The sequence below is a fragment of the Saccharothrix lopnurensis genome (genome assembly GCF_042658445.1).
In the GTDB taxonomy this organism is placed as follows: Bacteria; Actinomycetota; Actinomycetes; order Mycobacteriales; family Pseudonocardiaceae; genus Actinosynnema; species Actinosynnema lopnurensis.
Genome location: NZ_JBHSQO010000027.1, coordinates 16,928 through 39,611, shown reverse-complemented (window position 1 = coordinate 39,611; position 22,684 = coordinate 16,928). Strand labels below are relative to the sequence as shown.

The 22,684-nt window shown below is 74.0% G+C and carries 15 protein-coding genes; 11 read left to right on the top strand and 4 right to left on the bottom strand.

The genetic code is table 11. The features are described from left to right. Positions 1–303 precede the first annotated feature (303 nt). On the bottom strand, positions 304–639 hold the full coding sequence (locus ACFP3R_RS23820) for a hypothetical protein (RefSeq protein ID WP_380638603.1): 336 nt from the start codon (positions 637–639) through the stop codon (positions 304–306). A 1,396-nt stretch (positions 640–2,035) separates the two neighbouring features. On the opposite strand from ACFP3R_RS23820, the gene ACFP3R_RS23815 reads away from it, so the two are divergent. Both ACFP3R_RS23815 and ACFP3R_RS23810 read left to right on the top strand, forming a co-directional pair. After that, positions 2,036–2,392 (top strand): hypothetical protein, encoded by a 357-nt coding sequence (locus ACFP3R_RS23815; protein WP_380638602.1) that lies wholly within the window; start codon positions 2,036–2,038, stop codon positions 2,390–2,392. Between the two features lie 220 nt (positions 2,393–2,612). After that, complete coding sequence (locus ACFP3R_RS23810) at positions 2,613–3,872, top strand: hypothetical protein (RefSeq protein WP_380638601.1); 1,260 nt, start codon at positions 2,613–2,615, stop codon at positions 3,870–3,872. A 91-nt stretch (positions 3,873–3,963) separates the two neighbouring features. On the opposite strand, the gene ACFP3R_RS23805 is transcribed toward ACFP3R_RS23810, so the two are convergent. Then, entirely contained in the window at positions 3,964–5,664 is a 1,701-nt protein-coding gene (locus tag ACFP3R_RS23805) for a S8 family serine peptidase (protein ID WP_380638600.1), read from the bottom strand. A 221-nt stretch (positions 5,665–5,885) separates the two neighbouring features. Between ACFP3R_RS23805 and ACFP3R_RS23800 the strand changes: the two genes are divergently transcribed. After that, positions 5,886–7,190, top strand: a complete 1,305-nt coding sequence (locus tag ACFP3R_RS23800) for a glycoside hydrolase family 18 protein (protein WP_380638599.1) — start codon at positions 5,886–5,888, stop codon at positions 7,188–7,190. A gap of 78 nt (positions 7,191–7,268) precedes the next feature. Here ACFP3R_RS23800 and ACFP3R_RS23795 read toward each other — a convergent pair whose 3' ends face one another. Both ACFP3R_RS23795 and ACFP3R_RS23790 read right to left on the bottom strand, forming a co-directional pair. Then, positions 7,269–8,108 (bottom strand): phosphoenolpyruvate hydrolase family protein, encoded by an 840-nt coding sequence (locus ACFP3R_RS23795; protein WP_380638598.1) that lies wholly within the window; start codon positions 8,106–8,108, stop codon positions 7,269–7,271. Positions 8,109–8,113: 5 nt separating this feature from the next. After that, on the bottom strand, positions 8,114–9,016 hold the full coding sequence (locus tag ACFP3R_RS23790; RefSeq protein ID WP_380638597.1) for an NAD(P)-dependent oxidoreductase: 903 nt from the start codon (positions 9,014–9,016) through the stop codon (positions 8,114–8,116). A 192-nt stretch (positions 9,017–9,208) separates the two neighbouring features. Between ACFP3R_RS23790 and ACFP3R_RS23785 the strand changes: the two genes are divergently transcribed. The 8 genes from ACFP3R_RS23785 to ACFP3R_RS23750 all read left to right on the top strand — a co-directional run bounded on the left by ACFP3R_RS23785 (position 9,209) and on the right by ACFP3R_RS23750 (position 22,667). Next, positions 9,209–11,098: a non-ribosomal peptide synthetase gene (locus tag ACFP3R_RS23785; protein ID WP_380638596.1), complete on the top strand. Its 1,890-nt coding sequence runs from the start codon at positions 9,209–9,211 to the stop codon at positions 11,096–11,098. Positions 11,099–11,218: 120 nt separating this feature from the next. Then, positions 11,219–15,706 (top strand): amino acid adenylation domain-containing protein, encoded by a 4,488-nt coding sequence (locus ACFP3R_RS23780; RefSeq protein WP_380638595.1) that lies wholly within the window; start codon positions 11,219–11,221, stop codon positions 15,704–15,706. Further along, entirely contained in the window at positions 15,703–16,032 is a 330-nt protein-coding gene (locus ACFP3R_RS23775) for a phosphopantetheine-binding protein (RefSeq protein ID WP_380638594.1), read from the top strand. Before ACFP3R_RS23780 ends, ACFP3R_RS23775 begins: the two co-directional genes overlap by 4 nt. Before the next feature lie 4 nt (positions 16,033–16,036). Further along, positions 16,037–19,432: a thioester reductase domain-containing protein gene (locus tag ACFP3R_RS23770; protein WP_380638593.1), complete on the top strand. Its 3,396-nt coding sequence runs from the start codon at positions 16,037–16,039 to the stop codon at positions 19,430–19,432. Continuing rightward, entirely contained in the window at positions 19,429–20,292 is an 864-nt protein-coding gene (locus tag ACFP3R_RS23765) for a 3-hydroxyacyl-CoA dehydrogenase family protein (protein ID WP_380638592.1), read from the top strand. The genes ACFP3R_RS23770 and ACFP3R_RS23765 overlap by 4 nt, the downstream gene beginning before the upstream one ends. Continuing rightward, positions 20,289–20,582 (top strand): acyl carrier protein, encoded by a 294-nt coding sequence (locus ACFP3R_RS23760; protein WP_380638591.1) that lies wholly within the window; start codon positions 20,289–20,291, stop codon positions 20,580–20,582. Before ACFP3R_RS23765 ends, ACFP3R_RS23760 begins: the two co-directional genes overlap by 4 nt. Further along, complete coding sequence (locus ACFP3R_RS23755) at positions 20,575–21,684, top strand: acyl-CoA dehydrogenase family protein (protein ID WP_380638590.1); 1,110 nt, start codon at positions 20,575–20,577, stop codon at positions 21,682–21,684. The genes ACFP3R_RS23760 and ACFP3R_RS23755 overlap by 8 nt, the downstream gene beginning before the upstream one ends. Then, positions 21,681–22,667, top strand: coding sequence for a 3-oxoacyl-[acyl-carrier-protein] synthase III C-terminal domain-containing protein (locus ACFP3R_RS23750; RefSeq protein WP_380638589.1), 987 nt, complete (start codon positions 21,681–21,683; stop codon positions 22,665–22,667). Before ACFP3R_RS23755 ends, ACFP3R_RS23750 begins: the two co-directional genes overlap by 4 nt. Positions 22,668–22,684: the final 17 nt, after the last annotated feature.

The window sequence follows — 22,684 nt, the reverse complement described above, 5'->3', positions numbered from 1 at the left end:
TTTTCGGTCTATTCCAGGTGGCCGCGCATTCGATCTGCGTTCGATGCCGGCGGTTCGTTCCGCCGGGTCGACGCGGTCCGGGTGCCGGTCGGTCGAGCCGGGTCGGGTGGCTGAGCACCGCGTCCGGGCACGGGAGGCTCAGCGTTCGATCAGCGCACGCTCAGCGCCGGATCAGCGGCCCTGGTGACCGTGGTCATCACCGGGGCCGGGAGAGGGAGGGGGATGAGGACACCGCACTCCGGGTCACCAGGATCGACAGCGGTGGCAGCAACCACACCGACGCCTCCAACAACCGCGGCAACCTCATGCGCGCCTGCGGGAAGGCCGGCAACTACCCCGAGGTCGCCTGCACGATCTGGCGGTGACGAGCGGGACGACGGCGTGTCCCGGTGCCTCGTCGGAGTGGAACGTGTCCAACGCCCAGGCGATCCGCCACACCGCGTCGTGCCGACCGGGCTCGTCGGCGGCACGGAGGTCGATGTCCGGTCCGCGCACCAGGCCGAGCAGCCCGAACGCCGTCGCCTGCTGCTGCGGCAGGGCGGCGCAGGACCAGGACAGCACCGCCGCCAGGTCGGTGGCCGGGTGGCCGGTCTCCAGCGCCGCCAGGCGGGTGTCGGCGTCGCGCAGTTCGGCGGCCAACCCGGCGAGCGGGAAGTCGGGGTGCGGGGTGGCGGCCGGCGACGACCCCCGGGGCCAGGGGCAGGCCCGCGCGGTGGGTGATCAGGTCGGAGACCACGTCAGGCTCGGATTCGACTCGCTCGGCGCCCAGCCGTACAGCCCCACCCCCGCCCGGGGATCGACCGGTACGGCCTCGGGGGCGACCCCCAACGCCGAGGAACCCGCGCACCACCTCGGCGGCCGGCACGGGGTCTCCGTCGGCGTCGCACCCGCGCAGGTTCGCGAACAACTGGCCGTCGGGGAACCTGTCCGCGTTGCGGTGGGCCCGGTGCAGCGCCGGCCACGTCTTCCCCACGCCACCCGGACCTGCGACGGCCGAGATGGCCGCGGGTTCGACCGCGTGCCCGCCACCGTCCACGGAGGAGGTCAACGCGGCCGGTTCCCGGTCGCGGCCCACGAACGCCGCCGGGGCGGGCGGGAGTTGACGCGGGATCACCGTCGGCGGCCGCTTCGCCCCGGTGAGGGGCGGGCCCGGTTCGTCGCGCAGGTATCCCGGTGTCCGGTGGACGAGGCGGACCCCGGGGTCTCCCGCCGGCACCGCGCGCAACTGGGACACGCACCCCTGGACGCTGTTGCGCGCGGTGGCCGGAGGCCCTTCCTCCCACGTCCCACAGCGCGTCGATGAACCGGTGCAGCGGCACGACCTGGCCGGGTGTCAGCAGCAACACCGCCGGCACCGCTCGTTGGCGTACGCCGCTCAGCCGGATCTCGTGGTTTTCGTCGCGCACCTCGACGGTGCCCAGCAGCCCGAATTTCACCGTGTCCCCCGACCGGCGTCATGTCGTGTTGGTGCAGCCGCGGACCAGTCTCCACACCGCGCCCGGCGCGATCCGCCCATGCCGAGCGGTGTCCCTCGATCAGGCCAGTCGCTTTCGCCCACCCGACGCAACACCGCCGGGGGTCGCCGGCCCAGGGGCCCGGCAAGTGAGGTGCGAAGGCGCGGGTGCGTCGGGATCGCTACTCGCCCGGCGGCAGCGCGCACACCGTGTGCGTTCGACGCGCGGACTTGACGGGGAAATGTCGTGCCGTGCTTCGGTCATATCGACCGCAGAAGTGCGGCAAGTGCGTATCGTTATTCCACCCGAACAGGGAGCCGCGGCCTTTCGGGTGGGTAAGCGTGCATACGCTGGGTAGCGCTCTCGACTTCTCCGGGCGCTCAATCGGCGGTGTACGACATACGCCCCCTGTCGGAAGTATGCAATGCGGGAGGAAATTCGACCAATTCGGAGGGGGAAGAACGCCCGTGTCATCGGAGAAACGTTTTTCTTTTGTTTTCGCCACAGTTCTCGCACTCGGTGCCTCGCTCCTGTTCGGGGGCGCCGGGGTCGCGTCCGCGACGCAGCCGCCGGGCGGCGCCGTGGCGGTGGACCTGCTGTCCGACGTCCCCAAGCACGTGGTGCTGGACGCCGCGACCGGGCGGGTGGTGTCGGCCGTGCCGGTGGGGGAGTTCGGGACGCTCATCTCCAACCACAACTACTGCAACTCGGGTGAGGGCTGCTACCACGCGGGTCGGACGCCCTACGCCCACCAGGGCTTCTTCGGCACGCCCGGGACGTTCACCGGCTCCTGGCCCTACCGGAGCAGTTGGTACACCGGCCGGTACACCGCGCGGGCGTGCTGGGTCGGGGCGTGCGCGCAGGTGGCGCTCGGCCCCAACACCACGGCGACGTTCGGCGGGACGCTGGTGACCGGGACGTCGTTCCGCATCTACTGAGCGCCTCCTGGCCCCGCGGCGGACGACCCGCCGGGACCTGACCGGATCCGCGGGTCAGGTCCCGGCGCGACGGCGAGCGGGCGAGCGGGCAGGCGGGCGGAGCGGCGGGCAGGCGGAGCGGCGGCCACAACAGCACCACAACAGCGGGACAACGACACGTCCGTAGACCTTTCGGTGTCAGGCGGGGAGGGCTCGCCGGGTAACCGAGGGGAAAGTGTCGATGAGTACACACTTCCGCAGTCGTCCGAAGCGGTCGTGGCGCCGTGCGCTGCCCGCGGTCGTGGTGACCGCCGCGATGGCCGCGGCGCTCGTCCCGGGGCACGCCGTCGCCCAGGTGGGCACGACCACGGTGGTCGAGGAGGACCAGGACTTCCCGTCGGTGCCCCTGCCGGACCCGACGCGCACCGACCCGGAGGTGCTGGCCGTCGTCAACGCCGCGGCGGACGCCCTGGAGTACTCCACCGCGGTGGTGGCGGCCGACCCGACCCGGGAGTACCCGGAGGGCACGGTGGAGGCCGGCCTGCGGGCCGGGCTGCTGACCGTGCCCGCCGAGGTGCGGCGGGAGATCACCCGTTCGGCGCAGGCGATGGTCAACGCCGACGTCGACGCCAGGGTCGCCGAGTTCGGCCAGTACGGCAGGAACGACTGGGCCACCCACGCCCGGCTGGGGTTCGCGGGCGTCTTCCAGGCCGAGACGCTGCGGGTGGACCGCGCGGCGCTGACCGCCCGGCTGAGCGGCCAGGCCGACCAGCTGGCGACCGAGGGGCGCGCGGCCGAGCAGCAGGTCCACGAGGAGGCCCGCAGGCTGGGGGTCGACCCGTCCACCATCGAGCGGGTCAAGGCGCTCGCCCTGGACATCACCTCGGTGAAGTGCCTGGGCGAGACCGACGACTGGTCTCCGAGCGACGAGATCTCGATGGGCGGGTTGACCATCGGTTCCGACGGGGTGACCACGAAGATCAGCCCGTTCAACGTGCACGACGACTTCGACACCGGTGAGATCATCACCTACGGCAACGGCGGCAAGCGGTTCTCCACGCTGAACATGTCCCAGGCGGGCGTGTGGCCGCGGTACTACGGGCACAGCGTCTTCCTCGCCGAGAGGGACGGCTTCGGCGGGTTCTCCAAGGCCCTGACGAACGCCTGGGAGCAGGTCAAGGGCTACGTCCAGACCGCGATCGAGAAGCTGGTCCAGGGCGTGCTCTCGCCCTACCTCGGCGCGGCCATCGCCGGCGCGATCGGCAAGGTGGTCGCGTGGCTGGTCAAGACCTTCATCGGGTGGCTGGTCAAGCTCTTCCAGGACGACCTCTTCGCGCCGCAGCACGTGAACGTGAAGCTGCCGTCGAACGCGAAGTTCATGTACGAGAACCCGATCTACCTGGGCTGGGACGACTCCCGCTCGCCGACCATGTCCGGGTGGTACAAGGGCCACGGCGGTGGCCACTACCGGGTCAACGCCCACCTGGAGGTCCTCTCCTGACCTCGTCGGGCACCACCGGCCGAGCCCTGAGCGGAATCCGCTCAGGGCTCGGCCGGTCGTCGTACCGGGCGCGTTGCCGCCCGGCACCGGGTCAGAGGAAGTCGCCGCCGCGGGTCACGGCGCCGTAGGCGTCCACGATGCCGTACCCGTAGAAGCCGTTGAACCGGGTGTCACCCACGCAGGTCGCGGTGAACTCGGCCGGTCGGCCGACGTCCTCGTACGACACCGTGCGCGGCTCGGGACAGGCCCGCGGGGTGGCGGTGTTGACCAGCACCGCCTGCACCCGGTCCGGGGACATGGTCAGCGTGCCGGGGTGCGCCCGGTCCTTCTTGCCGTACTGGCTGACCACCAGCGCGGCCACGCCGGTGGCGTGCGGCGCGGCCATCGAGGAACCCTGGAGGTAGCGGTAGAAACCGCAGGTGGTGGCGTCGCAGTACCTGGCCACCCCGGCCGCGAGGCCCTGGGGGGTGATGGCGCCGTCGGCGTCGACGTCTCCCGCGGCCACCGCCACGTTGCGGGGGTAGGCGGAGCGGATCAGGTTCTCGTTGGTGCGGTACCAGTCGGTGCCCAGGCCGTCGCGGAAGTAGCCGCCGGGGGCCGACAGCACGGTCTGCTCGGTGCCGTAGTTGGCGTAGTCGGCCTTGGCCGTCGACGGGCCGAGCGCGGACACCGAGATGACGTGGTTGCCCTCGGTCGGGAGGTTCAGGCACGTCGCGTTGTCGATCGCGCGGGGGTAGGAGGCGCCCGGCGGGTAGTTCGGGCTGGCCGCGTCGGTCCGCGGGTTGCCCAGGTCCTCGTGGTTGTTGCCGCCGGCGCCGATCAGGGTGACGCCCTTGCGGTGCGCGTAGTCGAGCGCGCGCTGGACCGCGGTGATCGTGGTGCGCTGGGCGATCTGCGCCTCGGTGCCGTCGGCCGGGTTGGCCGTGCAGTTCATGTACCAGGGGTCGACGTAGAACGACATGTTGATCACGTCGAGGCCGATGTCCGCGCCGTAGGTCAGCGCGTCCACCACGGGCTGGAGGAAGAAGTAGCCGGAGTCCTGGCCACCGCGGATGTTGACCAGCGACACGTTCGGCGCGACGCCGGACACGCCGAAGCCGTTGGCGGCGGCCCCGATGGTGCCCGCGACGTGCGTGCCGTGGCCGCCGTCGTCGCGGTCGGCGGGGTCGACGCAGCCGCGGAACTCGCACGGCCCGTCCAGCTCGTCGCCGTTGGGGTCGTTCGGGATGTCGATGGTGAAGTTGCGGGACAGCTCGCGGTTGAAGTTCGGCGCGATGTCCGGGTGCGTGCCGTCGACCCCGGTGTCCAGCACGCCGACGTGGACTCGCCGGTCACCGGCCTGCCGGGCGCGGGCGATGTCGGAGCGCACCAGGCGCAGGCCCCACAGGGCGTCGTCGAGCGGGTCGAGACCGGCCGCCGCGCGGGGTCGGCTCTCGGGTGCGGGCCGGGTGTTCGCGCCGACGTGCTCGGTCTCGACCTCGTGCTGCTCGCGGACCTGCCGGTTCGCGCTGCGGGGGGTGTGGCCGATCGGCCGCACCGGGGCCGCGCCGAACACCGCGTCGGCGGCGGTGACGCGCCGGACGAACCCCGTGGCCGGCGCCGTCACGGTCAACGTGCCGACCGCGGCGTTCTCGGCGGTGACCCGGCCACCGGCGGCCTCGACGGCGGCACGCGCGGCCGGGAGCGGCGCACCGGTTTCCACGAGGACGGTGTAGTCGGCGTCCTGCTGCTGGGCCGACACGGGTTGGACGGTGGCCACGAGCACCACCACCGCGCTCGCCACCGCGAGCACTGGCCGAGCTAATCGTCTGGGTCTCAAGGTTGTCTCCTCGCAGCGGATCGGATCGCGTCGCGACACCCTGTCACAGGCGACCGCCCGCGGTCAGGGTCCTTCGTCGGGTTCCGGGTACGGGGTGCCGATGGCGGTTACGCCGTCCGGGCGTACCAGTGGTCTAGACCTCCCTCTAGCGTGGTCCGGACCACCCCGTAGCCACCGCCAGTGCGAGGAGAACGATGTCGATGAAGAGGTGGGGCGCCGCCGTCACGGCCGGCGCCCTGTCGATCGGGCTGCTGGTCGCCGGCGCCCCGGCCCAGGCCCACGACCGCCACGGCTCCGGCGCCGTCCGCACCGTCGGGTACTACACGCAGTGGAGCTTCGCCGACCGCGGCATCCCGGTCCGCTACCTGGTCGACAACGGCACCGCGGCCAAGCTCACCCACCTCAACTACGCCTTCGGCCTCCTCGACGAGCAGGGCAGGTGCGTCAGCTCCGACCCGGTGGCCGACTACCGGCGGCCCTTCACGGCGGAGCAGGCCGTCAACGGCAGGGCCGACCGGCCCGGCCAGGCGCTGGCGGGCAACCTCAACCAGATCAAGCAGCTCAAGCAGAGGTTCCCGAAGCTGCGCGTCTACATCTCCCTCGGCGGCTGGACGGGGTCGAAGTACTTCTCCAACGCCGCGCTCACCCGGCAGTCGCGCGCCGCGCACGTGAAGTCCTGCGTCGACCTGTGGCTGAAGGGCAACCTGCCGGGAGCGCCCGCCGGTGCGGCCAAGGGCGTGTTCGACGGCATCGACCTGGACTGGGAGTGGCCGGCCACCGAGGGCAACCCCGGCAACGTCGTGCGCCCCGAGGACAAGCGGAACTTCACCGAGCTGCTGCGCGAGTACCGCGTGCAGCTGTTCACGCAGGGCCTGAGGGACCGCAGGTCCTACGACCTCACCGCGTTCCTGCCCGCCAACCGCGAGGCGCTGGACCGCGGTTACGAGGTCGAGAAGGTCTACCGGCTGCTCGACTTCGCCACCGTGCAGGGTTACGACTACCACGGCACCTGGGAGAGGACCACCAACCAGCAGTCGGCCCTCCGCGTGCCCGAGGGCGACCCGACCACGCCCCCGGACAGCGGTGAGATCGTCGTCGACGCGCACCTCCAGCGCGGGGCGCCGCGCCACAAGGTCGTCCTCGGCGTGCCGTACTACGGCCGCGGCTGGACCGGCGTGACCAACTCGAACAACGGCCTGTTCCAGCAGTCCACCGGCCCCGCCCCGGCCACCTACGAGGCGGGCTACGACGACTACCGCCTGCTCAAGGACCTGCTGGCCGACGGGAGGTACAGGCTCCACCGCGACGAGGCGGCAGGCCACGCCTGGCTGTTCGACGGCACCACGTTCTGGACCTACGACGACCCGATCGAGCTCGAGCGCAAGGGTCGGTTCATCCGTGACCGCGAACTCGGCGGCGCGATGATCTGGTCGCTGGACGGCGACACACCGCAGGGCGAACTGATCAACGGCCTGTACGCCGGTCTGCACCGACGCTGAGGAGACCCGCGGCTGTGACGACCGCGGGGTGCGCCGCGAGAGGCGGCGCACCCCGCGGTGGGTCGGCCCCGCGGTGTGTCAGCCCACCGGCCGGGTCAGACCGGTGAAGCGGCGGGTCTGCGCGGTGATCGCGTCCTCGACCGGCATCCGCTCCAGCGAGGACGCGCCGTAGAAGCCGTGGACGCCGGTGGTGGCGCCCAGCACGTGCCGCACGTCCTCCGGCTCGGCGATCGGGCCGCCGTGGCACAGCACCAGCACGTCGTCCCGCGCCGCGTGCGCCGCGTCGGCCCACTCCTGGAGCAGCCCCGCGCACTCGTCCAGGCCGCGCGAGGACACCGCGCCGATCGTGCCGCCGACGGTCAGCCCCAGGTGGCAGACGACGATGTCCGCGCCCGCCTCCGCCATCGCCTCCGCGTCCCGCGCGGAGAACACGTACGGCGCGGTGAGCAGGTCGTGCGCCGCCGCGGCCGCGATCAGCGACACCTCCAGGTCGAACCCCATGCCGGTGGCTTCGAGGTTGGCCCGGAAGTTGCCGTCGATCAGGCCGACGGTCGGGAAGTTCTGCACGCCGCAGAACCCCATCCGCGCCAGTTCGGGGAGGAAGACCTCCGGATCGAGGAACGGGTCGGTGCCGTTGACGCCCGCGAGCACCGGCGTGCGCGTCACCACGGGCAGGATCTCCCGGCCCATCCCGACGACGACCTCGTTGGCGTTGCCGTAGGCCAGCAGCCCGGCCAGCGAGCCGCGGCCCGCCATCCGGTACCGGCCGGAGTTGAACACCGTGAGCAGGTCGACGCCGCCGTTCTCCTGGCACTTGGCCGACAGGCCCGTCCCGGCGCCGCCGCCCACGACGACCTCACCCCGCGCGGCCTTGGCGCGCAGCCGCTCCAGGACCTCGGCCCGGCGGAACCGCGGCACGGCCGCTACTTCCCGCGCAGGTGACGGAGCACCGCGCTGATGTCGTCGTCGCCCAGGCCGTCCCGCACCGCCGCGGCCAGCCGCTCCCTGGCGCCCGCGACCACGCCGCCGTCGACGCCGCCCGCCTCCAGCACCAGCCGCAGGTCCTTCTCGGCCAGGTCGAGGGAGAACTGGGTGGAACCGGGGTCGTCGAGCTTCTTGCGCACGCGCGGGACCAGCGGGCTGACCACCGTGCCCTCCAGGGCGGTCAGCGCCAGCTCCTGGTCCAGGCCCAGCTCGTCGGCCAGCGCCAGCGCCTCGCCCACCATCACGAACGACGCGCCGAGCACGATGTTGACCAGCAGCTTCACCGAGGCGCCCGCGCCGAGCGGCCCCACGTGCTTGACCTTGCCCAGCACCGCCAGCACCTCGGAGGCGGCCGCGACGTCGTCCGCGGAGCCGCCGGCGTAGATGCCCAGCTCCCCGGAGGACGCGGCGGGCAGGCTGCCCTTCACCGGGGCGTCGACCAGCCGGGCGCCCCCGGGCAGGAGCTCGCGCAGCGCGGCCACCGCCCGCGGCCCGATCGTCGACATCTCCACCACCAGCGCGCCGTCCGCGAGGCCCGCGGCCGCGCCGTCCGGCCCGGCGAACACCGCCTCCACGGCCTCGGGCCCGGTGAGCATGGTGATCACCAGTTCGGCGCCGGCGACCGCCTCCGCCGGCGTGCCCGCGGCGCGGGCGCCCGCGTCGACCAGCGGTGCGGTGCGCTCCGCGGTGCGGTTCCACACGGTGAGTTCGTGGCCCGCCGCCACCAGGCGGCCGGCCATGAGCGAGCCCATTCGGCCCAGTCCGAGAAACGCTAGTCGAGTCACGGGCGTGGACCGTACCGGAGGCGCGCGCTCCCGCAAGGGTCTTTTGGTCGGGTTCATCGCCTATCTATAAACCACTGATCGGTCTAATGGGAGTCACGCCCTGTGACCAGGGAGGCCCAGTTCAAGCCCTGGTAAAGCCCATTCGTTTTCCTTATCGCCACTAACGGTCTATTGGCTGTTGGTCTGTTGTTCACCTAGCGTTGCGGTCGCTCAGACGCCGTGAGGGCGTCGTTGCCACTGGGGGAAGCATTGGCACCAACTGGAGCGCGCGCTGCCGAGCGCGCGCAGTACGAGCACGAGCGCGGACGGGGGACCGCCGGCCTTTCCGAGCTGGTGTGGCGTCACGTCCGGGTCCGACCGGAGGCGTGCGCCGTCCACTCGCCCGGCACGGGGGAGTCCCTGACCTACCGACAGCTGTGGGCGCGTTCCGAGCGCGTCGCGGCCGGCTTGGCGCTCCGAGGCGTCGAGCGCGGTGAGGTCGTCGCGGTCGACCTGGGGCGTTCGGTCGACCTGGTGGTGGCGCTGCTGGGCGTGGTGCGCGCCGGCGGGGCCTACCTGCCGCTGGACGCGCACGCTCCCGCCGAGCGCCGCGCCCTGCTGCTGGAGGAGGCCGGTGTCCGCACCACGCTGACCGCGGCCGACCTGGAGGTCACCGACGCGCGGGAGGACGAGGACCGCGCCGCCGCCGTGGACAGGGCCGGTGTGGACGCGGCCGGTGTGGACGGGACCGTCCCGCGCGGGACCGACGTGCGCGCCGCCGGCGACGACCCCTGCTACGTCAACTTCACCTCCGGTTCCACCGGGCGCCCCAAGGGCGTCGTCGTGCCGCACCGCGCCGTGGTCCGGCTCGTCTCCAACGCCCGCTACTGCGCCGTCGAACCGGGGGACCGCGTGGCCAACGCGTCCAACCCCGCCTTCGACGCCACCACCTTCGAGGTGTGGCACACCCTCACCGCGGGCGCCGCGGTGGTGGTCTTCCCGGCCGTGACCGAGCTGCGCCTCGACGACTGGGCCGAACTGGTGCGGACCGAGGGCATCACCACGATGTTCCTGACCACCTCGCTGTTCCACATGGTCGCGCGGGAACGGCCCGGTGCCTTCCGGGACCTGCGGACCGTGGTCGTCGGCGGGGAGCAGCTGGACCTGGCGGCCTGCCTGCGGGTGCTGGCCGAGGGCCCGCCCGGTCGACTCGTCAACGGCTACGGACCGACCGAGACCACGACCTTCGCCACCTACTACGACTGCACGCCCGACTCGTTGGCGGGCCGCGACCGCGTCCCGGTCGGGTTCCCCCTCCAGGACACCGCGGTCCACGTGCTCGACGCCGACCTGAGGCCCGTCGAACCGGGTGCCACGGGTGAGCTGTGCGTGGGCGGGCCCGGCGTGGCGCTGGGCTACCTGAACCGACCCGACCTCACCCGCGAGCGCTTCGTGCCCGCCCCGGACGGCGACGGCCCGGTGTACCGCACCGGTGACCTGGCCAGGGTGCTGCCCGACGGCGCGCTGGAGGTGCTCGGCCGGCGGGACCGGCAGGTCAAGCTGCGCGGCTTCCGGATCGAGCTGGAGGAGGTCGAGCGGGCCGTCCTGGCCACCGGCCTGGTGGACAGCGCGTTCGCGGAGAAGCTGGGGGAGGGTCCCTCGGCCTACCTGGCCTGCGCCGTGCTGCCCGTGCCCGGCGCGGACCTCGGCGACGCCGCCGGGCTGCCCGCCGCCCTGGAAGGCGCCCTGGCGCGCTCGCTGCCCGCCTACGTGGTGCCGACCCGCTGGCACGTCCTCGGTGGACTGCCCTACGGGCCCACCGGCAAGGTGGACCGCGCCGCGATCTTCGCCCCTCCGCGGTCCCCGGCCGAGGAGGACGGGGGAATTCCCGGTGAGGGTGTATCCACGACCGACGAGCCGGCTCTGGTAGGTGTGGCGGGACAGGTCGAACTCGTCTGGAAGGACGTGCTGGGGGTGTCCGCTGTGGACTCCCTGGACAACTTCTTCGACGTGGGCGGCAACTCGATCCTCGCGATCCAGTTGGCCTCACGGCTCCGCGAGCGGCTCGCGGTCGACGTGGAGCCCACCGACGTCCTGCTCGCCGAGTCACTGGCCGAACTGGCCGACCGGGTGGGCGAGCGGGTGTCCGCCAAGCCCTAGCGGCACGTCCGCCGAACCACCACCCCGGCACGGCCGGGGCACCACCGCACGTCCCCACGCGCCCCGGGCCGCACCGCGCCCCGAGGTGTCCTCGCCATGCCCGATTCGGAGATCCCACGCGTGAATGACCTGCCTTCCGGCCCCACCAGGCTGGGTGCTCGCGTCGCGCCGCTCTCGTTCGCCCAAGAGCGGCTGTGGTTCATCGACGCCGCCGCGCCCGGCTCCGCGACCTACAACGTCCCGCTCCTGCTGAGCTGGCGCGGGACCGTCGACCCCGCCACCCTGACCGCCGCCCTCAAGGCCGTCGTGGACCGCCACGAGGTGCTGCGCACGACCTACCACCTGCGTGACGGCGCGCTGGTGCAGGAGATCGGCGACACCGGCGAACCGGCGGTCGAGGTCGTCGACCTGTCCGGTGTGGACGGTGCTCGGGACCGCGCCCGCGCCGAGGCCGCCGACCTCGCCCGGCGGGGCTTCGACCTCGCGGACCGGCCGCCGCTGCGCTGCGCGGTGTGGCGCGGCGTGCCCGGCGGGGACCTGGTGCTGCTCGTGGTGCACCACATCGCGGTGGACGGCTGGTCGCTGCCCTCGCTGTTCGCGGACCTGGCCGCGGCCTACGACGCGGTCGAGGCGGGCGAGCCGGCCGCGCTGCCGGAGCCGCCCGTCCAGTACGCGGACTTCGCGGTGTGGGACCGGGCCGTGACCGACTCGCCCGCGATGGAGAAGCTGCTCGCCGACCGGGCCGAGCAGCTGAACGAGGTGCCCGGCGACCTCGTGCTGGGCCCGGCGCGCCCCCGCGCCGCGGTGGCCGACGGCGACCGGCCGGGCGAGGAGCACGTGTTCGCGATCCCGGCGGAGCTGTGGACCGGCGTGCGGGACCTGGCCCGGACGCTGCGCGCCACCCCGTTCGTGGTGCTGTTCGCCGCGTACCAGGCGGTGCTCCAGCGGTGGTCCGGCCGCGACGACTTCCTGGTCGGCACGGTCACCGCCAACCGCCCGCACGCCTCGGTGGAGCAGCTGGTCGGCTTCTTCGTCAACACCGTGCCGCTGCGCTGCCGGCCCGAGCCGGACCTGGCGTTCGCCGAGCTGTGCAAGCGGGTGCGCACCGAGGCGTTCCAGTCGCTGACCCACCAGCGCATCCCGTTCGACCGGCTGACCACCCGCACCTCGCGCGGCACGGCCACCATCGGCTTCGCGCTCCAGAACATGCCCGCCCCGGGCGCGGACGGGCGGTGGACCGGACCGGAGCTGCTGCCCACCGGGACCGCCAAGTTCGACCTGATCCTGATCGTCGAGGAGGAGCGGGGCGGCCCGCGCGGGCGGATCGAGTTCGACACCGACGTCTACCCCGCCGAGGTCGCGGCCCGGCTCGCCGGGAACTTCCTCACCCTGCTGACCGCCGCCGTCCGCGACCCCGGCACCACCGTGGCGCGGCTGCCGCTCGGCGCCGCCCGGGAGGGCGTCCTCGTCGGCGCGGACCAGGACCTGGACGGGGCGGTGTCCGTGCTCGACCTGGTCGGCCGCGGCTTCACCGACCTCGGCGCCAGCGCGGTCAGCGCCGCCGGCGACCGCGTGTCGTGGCGCGAGCTGGACGCCTGGTCGCGCGCCGTGGCGCACCACCTCGCCGACCGCGGCGCCGGCCCCGCCGCGTTCGTCCCCGTGCTGGCCGCGCGCGGCCCGGCGCTCGTCGCGGGCTGGCTGGGCGCGCTGCGCACGGGCGCCGCCTACGCGCCGCTGAGCCTGGACACCCCGGCCGACCGGCTGGACCACGTGCTCGCCGAGCTGGACGCGCGGGTCGTGCTGGTCGACCACGCCGGCGCGGCGCTCCTCGCGGCGCACGGCACGCGGGTGGACGCCGTGCGGATCGAGGACCTCCGCGCCGCGCGGGACCTGCCCGCACCGACGCCGGCCGCACCGACGCTGCCCGGATCGACCCCGCCCGAATCGACGCCGACCGCGCCCACGCCGACCGCGCCCACGCTGCCCGACCCGGTGCTGACCGGCCGCGAACCGGCCGTGGTCATCTACACCTCCGGCACGACCGGCAGGCCCAAGGGCGTGCTGGTGCCGCACGGCGGGATGCTCAACACCGCCGTGTGGTGGGCGCGCGACATCGACCTGGGCCCGGCCGACCGGGTCCTGTGCACCTGGTCGACCTCCTTCGACGGCGCCACGCACGAGGTGTTCCGCTCGCTGATCGCCGGCTCCGAGCTGGTCTTCGCCGACGACGTGGAGCGGCGCGACCCCACGGCGCTGGCCCGGCTGCTGCGCGGGGTCACCGTCACCTCGATGACCCCGAGCCTGCTGCGCGCGGTCCTCGACGCCGACGACGATCCCGCGCCCACCGCGCTGCGCACCCTGTACGTGGGCGGCGAGGGGCTGCCCACCGCGCTGGCCCGGGAGTGCCTGGACCGCTGGGGCGTGCCGATGCGCAACATCTACGGCCCGACCGAGGCGTCCTGCATCAGCACGTTCGCGCCGGTGGACCTGGCCGACGGGCGGGCGCCCGCGATCGGCGTGCCGCTGCCCCGCACCCGCGCCTACGTGCTGGGCGCGCACCGGGAGGAGCTGCCGGTGGGCGTCCCGGGCGAGCTGTACGTGGCCGGCGCGGGCGTGGCCCTCGGCTACCTCGGGCAGCCCGAGCGGACGGGCGCGGCGTTCCTGCCCGACCCGCACGGGGAGGGGCCCGACGCCCGGATGTACCGCACCGGCGACCGGGTCGTGCTGCGCGAGGACGGCCTGGTCGAGTGCCTGGGCCGGGTGGACGACCAGGTCAAGGTGCTGGGCAACCGCATCGAGCTGGGCGAGGTCCGCAAGCTGCTGGAGGAGCGGCCCGAGGTGCGCGCCGCCGCGGTCCAGGCCGAGGGCGAGCCCCTGCGGCTCGTGGCGTGGATCGAGCTCGCCGAGCCGGACGCACCGCTGCCCACCCGTGACGAGGTGCTCAAGCCACTGCTGCGCTGGCTGCCCGCGGCGGTGCTGCCCGCCGAGGTGCACGTGGTCGACGCGCTGCCCATGACCGCCAACGACAAGACCGACTTCGCCGCGCTCGGCGCGCTGCGCTCGGTGCGCCTGCCGTACGCCACCGCGCCCGCGGGCGAGCTGACGCCGGACCAGGAGCGCGCCGCGCGGCTGTTCGCCGACGCCCTCGGCCGCGACGTCGCCGAGTTCGGCGCGGACGCCGACTTCTTCACCAGGGGCGGCCACTCGCTGCTCGCGGTGAAGATGCTGGCCGGCACGCGGGCGGCGCTGCGGGACTTCCTGGCCGACCCGACCGTGGCCGGGCTCGCCGCGCTGCTCACCGCGCCCGAGCCGGAGGCCGTCGCCGCGCCGGCGGCGGACGACCGCTTCCCCGTGACCGCGGTGCAGCAGCGGTTCTGGTTCATGGACAAGGTCTCCGCGCTGCGGTCGGCCTACCTCGCGCCGGTGCTGACCGAGTTCACCGGCCGGGTCGACCTCGACGCCCTGCGCCGCGCCGTGGAGCTGGTGCTGGGCCGCCACCCGGCCCTGCGCTCCCGGTTCGCGCTGGACGCCAAGCAGCGCAAGGTCTTCTACCGCACCGACGGCGCGCCGCCGGAGGTCGTGGTGACCGACGCCGCCGGCTGGTCCGCCGACGAGGTGGCCGACCACCTGGCCGACGCCTGCTGGACGCCGTTCGACCTCGCGGTCGACGCGCCGGCGCGGGCCGAGGTCGTCGCGCTCGACGACCGCGCCGTGCTCGTGCTCACCGCCCACCACATCGTCACCGACGGGTGGTCGCAGCAGGTGCTGGCCGAGCAGATCGCCGCGGTGTACCGGGGCCGGGACGACCTGGCCGACCCCGTGCACCCGGCCGCGCTGGCCGGCGAGCCGGTCGACGAGGCGCGCGTCGCCGAGGTGGTGGCAGCCCTGCGGGGCGCGCCCACGGACGTCGACCTGCCCCGCGACCGGCCGCGGCCGACCGTGCAGTCCACCGGGGGCCGCACCACCACCGCGCTGCTCGACCGCGAGGTCACCGCCGCGCTGCGGGCGGCGGGCGCCGAACTGGGCTGCACCACGTTCATGACCACCGCCGCGCTGCTCGCGGTGGCGCTGGCCCGCCGCGGCGACCAGCGCGACTTCCTGTTCGCCTTCCCCTGGGCCGGCCGGGACCGGGCGGGCAGCGCGGACGCGGTGGGCATGTTCATCAACACCCTGGTGCTGCGGGTCGACCTGCGCGACGAGCCGACCTGGCGCGAGCTGCTGGTCCGCGTCCGCGACCGCAGCACCGCCTGCTACCGCGACGCCGACGTGCCGTTCGACGCCATCGCGGCGGCGCTGCACCCGGGCCGCGACCTGAGCAGGCCGCCGGTGACCCCGGTCTACACCACGGCCCTGCCCGCACCGGCGGAGCCGCCGGACCTCGGGCCCGGAACCACGGCCCGCTACCTGCCACCGGAACCGACGCACATCAAGTACGAGTTCGAGCTCGTGGCCACGGACCTGCCCGACCGGGTGGAACTGGCCGCCTCCTGCGCCACCGGACTGTTCGACGCCGGCACCGCGGCCGGCCTGCTCGCCTCGGTGACCGCCGCGGCGAGCGACCTCGCCGTCGACCTCGACGCGCCCGCACTCAAGGAGATCCGCAAGTGAACACGCAAACCGCCACCGACCTCGCGGCCACCACCGAGGGGGTCCGGCAAGCCTGGGCCGAGGTGCTGGACCGCACGACCGTGCCGGACGACGTCAACTTCTTCGAGATCGGCGGCGACTCGCTGCTGCTCATCGTGCTGCTGGAGCGCCTCGGCGGCCTGACCGACCGCGAGCTGGAGGCGGCCGACCTGTTCCAGCACAGCACCGTCCGCGCCCAGGTCGAGCTGCTCACCTCGCCCGACGCCCCGCGCGAGCTGGTCGAGCTGGGCGCCACCAACCGCCGCGGGCTGCTCGGTCGCGCCCGCCGCACCGGACAGGGGGAATGACCCGGTGAGCGACACCGACATCGCGGTGGTCGGGATCGGCGCCCGGTTCCCGGACGCCTGGACCCCGCAGGACTTCTGGCGCAACCTGGAGGACGGCGTGGTCTCGCTGCGGGAGCTCCCGCGCGAGGCGATGCTCGCCGCCGGGGTGACCGAGGCGATGCTGGGCGAGCCCGACTTCGTCAGGGTGGGCACGAGCCTGCCCGGCCACGCCGACTTCGCGGCCGAGTTCTTCGGCTACCCGCCCACCGAGGCGGAGCTGATCGACCCGCAGCAGCGCGTCTTCCTGGAAGCGTCGTGGGAGGCCCTGGAGACCGCCGGGCACGCGCCCCGGCCGGGCGGCCCCGTCGTGGGCGTGTTCGCGGGCGGCGCGCAGAGCACCTACACCTCGGTGCTGTTCGCGGCGAAGGCGCAGGCCGAGGGCATGGCCGCGGCCATCGACGACGTGGACCTGCACCTGGGCGGGCTGGGCGACTTCCTGCCCTCCCGGGTGGCCTACAAGCTGGGCCTGCGCGGTCCGACGGTCGGCGTGCAGACCGCCTGCTCGTCCTCGCTGTACGCGGTGCACTACGCGACGCTGAGCCTGCTGTCCGGTGAGTGCGACATCGCCCTGGCCGGCGGCGCGACCGTGCTGGAGCCGATCGCGGGCTACCGCTACCAGCCCGGCGGGCTCATGTCCGCCGACGGTTTCTGCCGGGCCTTCGACGCCAGGTCCACCGGCACCTCGTTCAGCTCCGGCGTGGGCGTGGTGGCGCTGCGCAGGCTGTCCGACGCCCTGGCCGACGGTGACCACGTGCTCGCCGTGGTCAAGGGCAGCGCGGTCGGCAACGACGGCGCCGACCGCTCCGGCTTCACCGCCCCCAACCCGCTCGGCGTGGCCGAGGTCGTCTCCGGCGCGCTGCGCGTGGCGGGCGTCGGCGCGGACGAGCTGCGCTACGTCGAGGCGCACGGCTCCGGCACCTCGCTGGGCGACCACATCGAGCTGCGCGGTCTGGCCGAGGGGCTGCGCGCCAGCACCTCGCGCACCGGCTTCTGCTCGCTGGGCACGGTGAAGGCCAACATCGGGCACACCGGCCCGGCCGCGGGCATCGCCGGGTTCATCAAGGCCGTCCGCATCGCCCAGACCGGCACGCTGCCCGCGCACCCGATGTTCGAGCGGCCCCGCGACCCGGGCCTGCTGGCCGAGAGCCCGTTCCACATCGCCACCGAGACGGGCGCCACCACCGACCGCGACCGGCACGTGCTGGTCAACTCGATGGGCCTGGGCGGCACGAACGTCGCCGCGGTGCTCGCCCCGCCGCCCGCGCCCACCCGGCCCGCCGCCCGCGCGGACGAGGTCGTGCGGCTGGTGCTGTCCGCGCGGACCCGCACCGAGCTGGACGCCATGTCCAAGCGGCTCGCCGACGCGCTCGACCCCGACGCGGCGGCCGACGTCGCGCACACCCTGCGCGTGGGCCGCAAGGCGTTCCCGGAGCGCCGCGTGGTCAGCGCGCCCGCCGGCAGGCTGGCCGCCGCGTTGCGCCTGCCGGGGCCGCCGGCGGCGCGCACGGTCCGCGCCACCCCGCGCCGCGCGCTGATCGACGCGGCCGAGGGCGTCGAGCAGGCGGTGCTCGACCGCTTCGCGCTCGCCTTCGGGGCGGACGTGGAGGTCGTCGCCGGGCCCGAGGACAACCCGCCGCCGAACACCCACGTGGTGTCCGCGCCGGGGGACGTCGACGAGGCGATCACCGACGCCTGGCTGCACGGCGTCGAGGTGGACTGGGCCGCGCTGTCCGACGGCACCGGCCGCCGCGTGCCGCTGCCCGCCTACCCGCTGTCCCGCCGCCGGGCCTGGGCGCTGGACCGCTACCCGGCCCTGCACGCCACGCCCGCGCCGGCGTGCGCGGCCGTCCCCGCCGCCCCGTCGACCGAGCCCGTGGTGGGCGCCGACGACGTGGAGCAGGGCCTGCTGGAGGTCTGGCGCGACCTGTTCGGTGGCGGCCGGGTCGGCCTGGACGACGAGTTCGGCGCGCTCGGCGGCTCGTCGCTGCTGTCCGTGCAGATGGTGCTCAAGATCCAGAAGCGGTTCGACGTGCTGGTCAACGTGCACCGGGCGGGCGGCAGCAAGGCCACCGTGCGGCGCATCGCCGAGATCGTGCGCGGCCTGCGGGCGGGCGCCGAGCGCGGCTCGTCCGACATCGACCCGATCGCCGACGGCGACGGCGACCTGGTGGACCGCGACCTCCAGCTGCCGCTGGGCGAGCTGGCGCCGTTCGAGGCGCCGGGCCGGGACGTGCTGCTCACCGGCACCACCGGCTTCCTGGGCACGTTCCTGCTGCACGAGCTGCTCGCGGTCACCGAGGGCCGGGTGTACTGCGTGGTCCGCGCGGACGACGAGGCGCGGGCCCGGCAGCGGCTGCGCGACGCCTCGGCCAAGTTCGGCCTGCCCGAGCCCGACCCGGCCCGCGTGCACCTGGTCCTGGGCGACCTGCGGGACGTCACCGGGCTGCTGGAGTCCTACCGGGACGGCGAGCTGGCCGGCCGGATCGGCTACGTGCTGCACTGCGCGGCCAAGGTGGTGTTCACCGAGCCCTACCGCGTGCTGCGCGAGGACAACGTCCTGGCGACGGTCGACCTGCTGCGCTGGATGCGCGGGCACGGCATCCGCGACTTCAGCTTCGTCTCCACCGTCGCGGCCACGCACTACGCGCTCGGCACCGACAACAAGATCCTGGAGACCCGCGACCAGCCGCTGGACCCCCAGCAGGGTGGCTACGGCGTCGGCAAGTGGGTGGCCGAGCGGCTGCTGGAGCGCGCCGAGCAGGACGGGATGCGGGTGCGGATCTTCCGGCCCGGGTTCATCCTCGGCTCGACCAAGACCGGCGCCTGCAACGACAAGGACCTCATCTGGAACGTCCTCACCAGCGGCCTCGCGGTCGGCGCGCACCCGCTCGACGACCGCGCCATGCCGATGGCCCCGGTGGACGTGGTGTCCAGGGCGATGGCCGAGCTGACCGTCTCGCCCGGCTCGGTCGGGCGGGTCTACCACCTGGTGGACCGCAAGAGCTTCAGCCCGCGCCGCCTGTTCGGGCTGCTGGCCGGCGCCGGCTGGCGGACCGAGGCGGTGACCCCGGAGACCTGGCAGCGGCGGGTCGCGGACAAGGCGCTGGAGACCGGCAGCGGGCTGCTGTCGACGATGGCCCTCTACGAGCTCGACGGCCACGAGCTGGACGAGGACGGCCTGGAGGCGGTCGCCTGGCGGCCGTGGCTGGAGCGCGCCGAGCTGGGCTCCGCGCCGACCGGTGACCTGCTGCGGCGCTGCCTGACCTTCCTCGCCGAGCGGCACCCGAAGTTCGGCGACCTGATCGGCGACCTGCTCGTCCGGTCCGACGTGGACGACCAAGACCTGGTGGAGGTTCGATGAGCGAGCAGGGGATCAACCGGCTCGGCGTGGTGGGCGCGGGCACGATGGGCACGGCCCTGGCGACGCTGGCGATCGGCCGCGGCCTGCCCGTGGTGCTGGTCGACGTGGACGACGCCGTGCTGGAGCGCGCCCGGGACAACGTGGCGCAGCAGCTGCGGCTGGCCCAGCTCATGGGCAGGCTGCCGCGCACCGCTTCGGTCGGCGAGCTGGTCACCACCACCTCGGTGAACCGGCTGGCCGACGCCGACGCCGTCATCGAGGCCGTGACCGAGCTGCCCGAGGTGAAGGCCAAGGTGCTCGCGGAGGTGTCCGCGGCGGTGCGCCCCGGCACGCTGCTGGTGACCAACACCTCGGCCATCCCGGTGGACGAGCAGGCCGACTGGACCGCCCGGCCCGAGGAGCTCGTCGGCATCCACTTCATGAACCCGCCCTACCTGATCCGCACCGTCGAGGTCATCCACGGCCCGCGCACCGGGCAGGACGCCAAGGACCGCACCGACGCGCTGCTGGCGGCGCTCGACTGCGAGGGCGTCGTGGTCGGGGACGGGCCCGGGTTCGTCATCAACCGCATCCTCCAGCGCATGATCAACGAGGCGGCCCGCATCGTCGAGGAGGGCCGCGCCACCCCCGAGGCGGTGGACGCGGTCTTCCAGGGCTGCCTCGGGCACCGCACCGGCCCGCTGGCCACCGCGGACCTGATCGGCCTGGACAACGTCGTGGACTCCCTGAGGGTCCTGCGCGAACGCACCGGCGACCTCGGCTACGAGCCGTGCGACCTGCTGGTCGCGAAGGTCGCCGCCGGCGACCACGGCCGCAAGACCGGCCGCGGTTTCTACGAACACGGAGAGGCACAGTCGTGACCCTGTCTACCCCCCGGCAGACCACCACCACCGGCCGGAGCGACGCCGAGATCGAGCAGCACGTGCTGCGCTTCATCGAGCAGCACACCAAGAAGACCTGGGCCCCCGACACGGACCTGTTCGCGTCGGGCGCGGTGTCCTCGCTGTTCGCGCTCCAGCTCGTGATGGCGCTGGAGAAGGCGTTCGACGTCTCGGTGGCGGGCGAGGACCTCAAGCTGGACAACTTCCGCACCGTCAACGCGATGGTCGCGCTGGTGCGCAGGCTCCAGGACGAGGGCAGCGGTGAGTGACGACCTGAGCGAGGCCCGCGCGCTGGTCACCGGGCTCGTCGGCGACCGCGCCGGCGAGTGGGACCGCGCGGGCCGCATCCCCACCGAGGTGGTCCGGCGGCTGGGCGAGGAGGGCCTGCTGTGCGCCGAGGTGCCCGCCCGCTTCGGCGGGCGGGGCTGGTCCAGCCTGGACAACGGCGGGTTCACCGCCCACGTCGGCTCGCTGTGCAGCTCGCTGCGCAGCCTGATGACCTCGCAGGGCATGGCGGCGTGGGCGGTGCAGCGGTTCGGCTCCGCCGCGCAGCGCAAGCACTACCTGTCCCGCCTCACCGGCGGTGAGCTGGTCGGCATCGGGTTCAGCGAGCCCGGCGCGGGCAGCGACCTGTCCGCGATGGGCACCACCATCCGGGTCGAGGGCGACTCGGTGGTGGTGGACGGCACCAAGGTGTGGCTCACCGGCGCCGGGTACGCGGACCTGCTGGTCGTGGTCGGGCGGTTCGGCGACGGCGCCGCCGCGGTGGTCGCGGCGACCACCGGCGCGGGCGTGTCCGTCCGCCCGGTGCCCGACCCGATGGGCTGCCGCGCGGCCGGTCACTCCACGGTGGAGCTGCGCGACGTCCGGCTGCCGCTCGACGCGCTGCTCAGCGGCGCGGGGCAGCCGGTGTCCATGCTGGTCACCACCGCGCTGACCTACGGCCGCGTGTCCGTGGCCTGGGGCTGCGTCGGCATCCTGCGGGCCTGCCTGACTGCGGCCACGCGGCACGCGGCCTCCCGGGTCCAGTCCGGCCGGCCGCTGGCCGAGCACCAGCTCGTCGCCGGGCACCTGGCGGACCTGCTGGTGGCCGAGCAGGTGGCCACCCGGGTCTGCGAGCACGCCAGCCGGTGCTGGGACGACAGCTCGCCCGAGATGGTCACCGCCGCCGTGGTGGCCAAGCACGTCAGTGCCACCAACGCCGCGCGACAGGCTTCGACCGCCGTGCAGGTGCTCGCCTCCGCGGGCGCCGAGGACGGCCACGTCGTCGCCCGCGCCTACCGGGACGCGAAACTCATGGAGATCATCGAGGGCAGCAACGAGATCTGCCGGCTCGTGCTGGCAGAGCACGCCCTGGCGGTGGCGTCGTGAGCGCCCCGACCGGGGCCGGGGGCGCCGGCATCGGCATCGGCGCCATCCGCTGCGTGCTGCCCGACGACCGCGCCAAGGTCGTCGACCTGCCCGAGTTCGCCTCGCTCGCCCACGAGGAGGCCGAGTTCGCGCGGGCCGCGGGCGTGGAGACCGTCGCGGTCTTCGACGAGGAGCCCACCACGGACCTGGCCGCGCGGGCGTGCCGCGAGCTGCTCGCGGCCAACCCCGGGCAGCCGGACGTGCTGATGCTGGTCAGCCCCCGCTCGCCGGAGGTGCTGCTCGGCTCGGACGTGGGCGCGGTGGCCCACGGCAGCGGCCTGGCGTCGTTCTCGTTCACCGTGGACGGCCTGGGCTGCACCGGCTCCAGCGCGGCCTGGGCGCTCGCCCGCGACCTGCTGGTGGCGGACCCGTCGCGGGAGAGCGTCCTGATCGCCCACGCCAGCAGGCCGACCGGCGCTGACCGCATCCGCTACCCGGTCACCGTCATCGGCGACGGCGCGTACGCCATGACGATGGTGCGCGGCGGGCGGCCGGTGCTGCGGGCGCACCGGATGGAGACCGACGGCAGCTTCCACGACCTGTTCCGGGTCGACTACAAGCAGGCACCCTGGTACGAGTGGCGCGAGGAGTGCCAGTCGGCCGACCGCTACCGCTTCGACCTGGCCATGCACAGCCAGAAGCGGCTGGACCGGCTGGTCGACCAGGTGCTGGCCGACGCGGGCGTGACCAAGGCCGACGTGGGCGCGACGCTCATGCAGAACGTCACCGCGAGCGCCTACGACTTCTACACCACCCTGCTCGGCGTGCCCATCCACCCGGTGTGCGGGCAGCACCTGCGCGAGCTGGGGCACCTGGGCGCGATGGACGTCGTGCTCAACCTCGACCGCCTGCTGGCCTCCGGGGAGCTGGGGCGGGGTGACCTGGTGCTGGTGCTCAACAACAGCCCGGTCGCGGCCTGGGCGGTGACGCTGTGGGAAGTGTGAACGAAGGGGGAGCACGG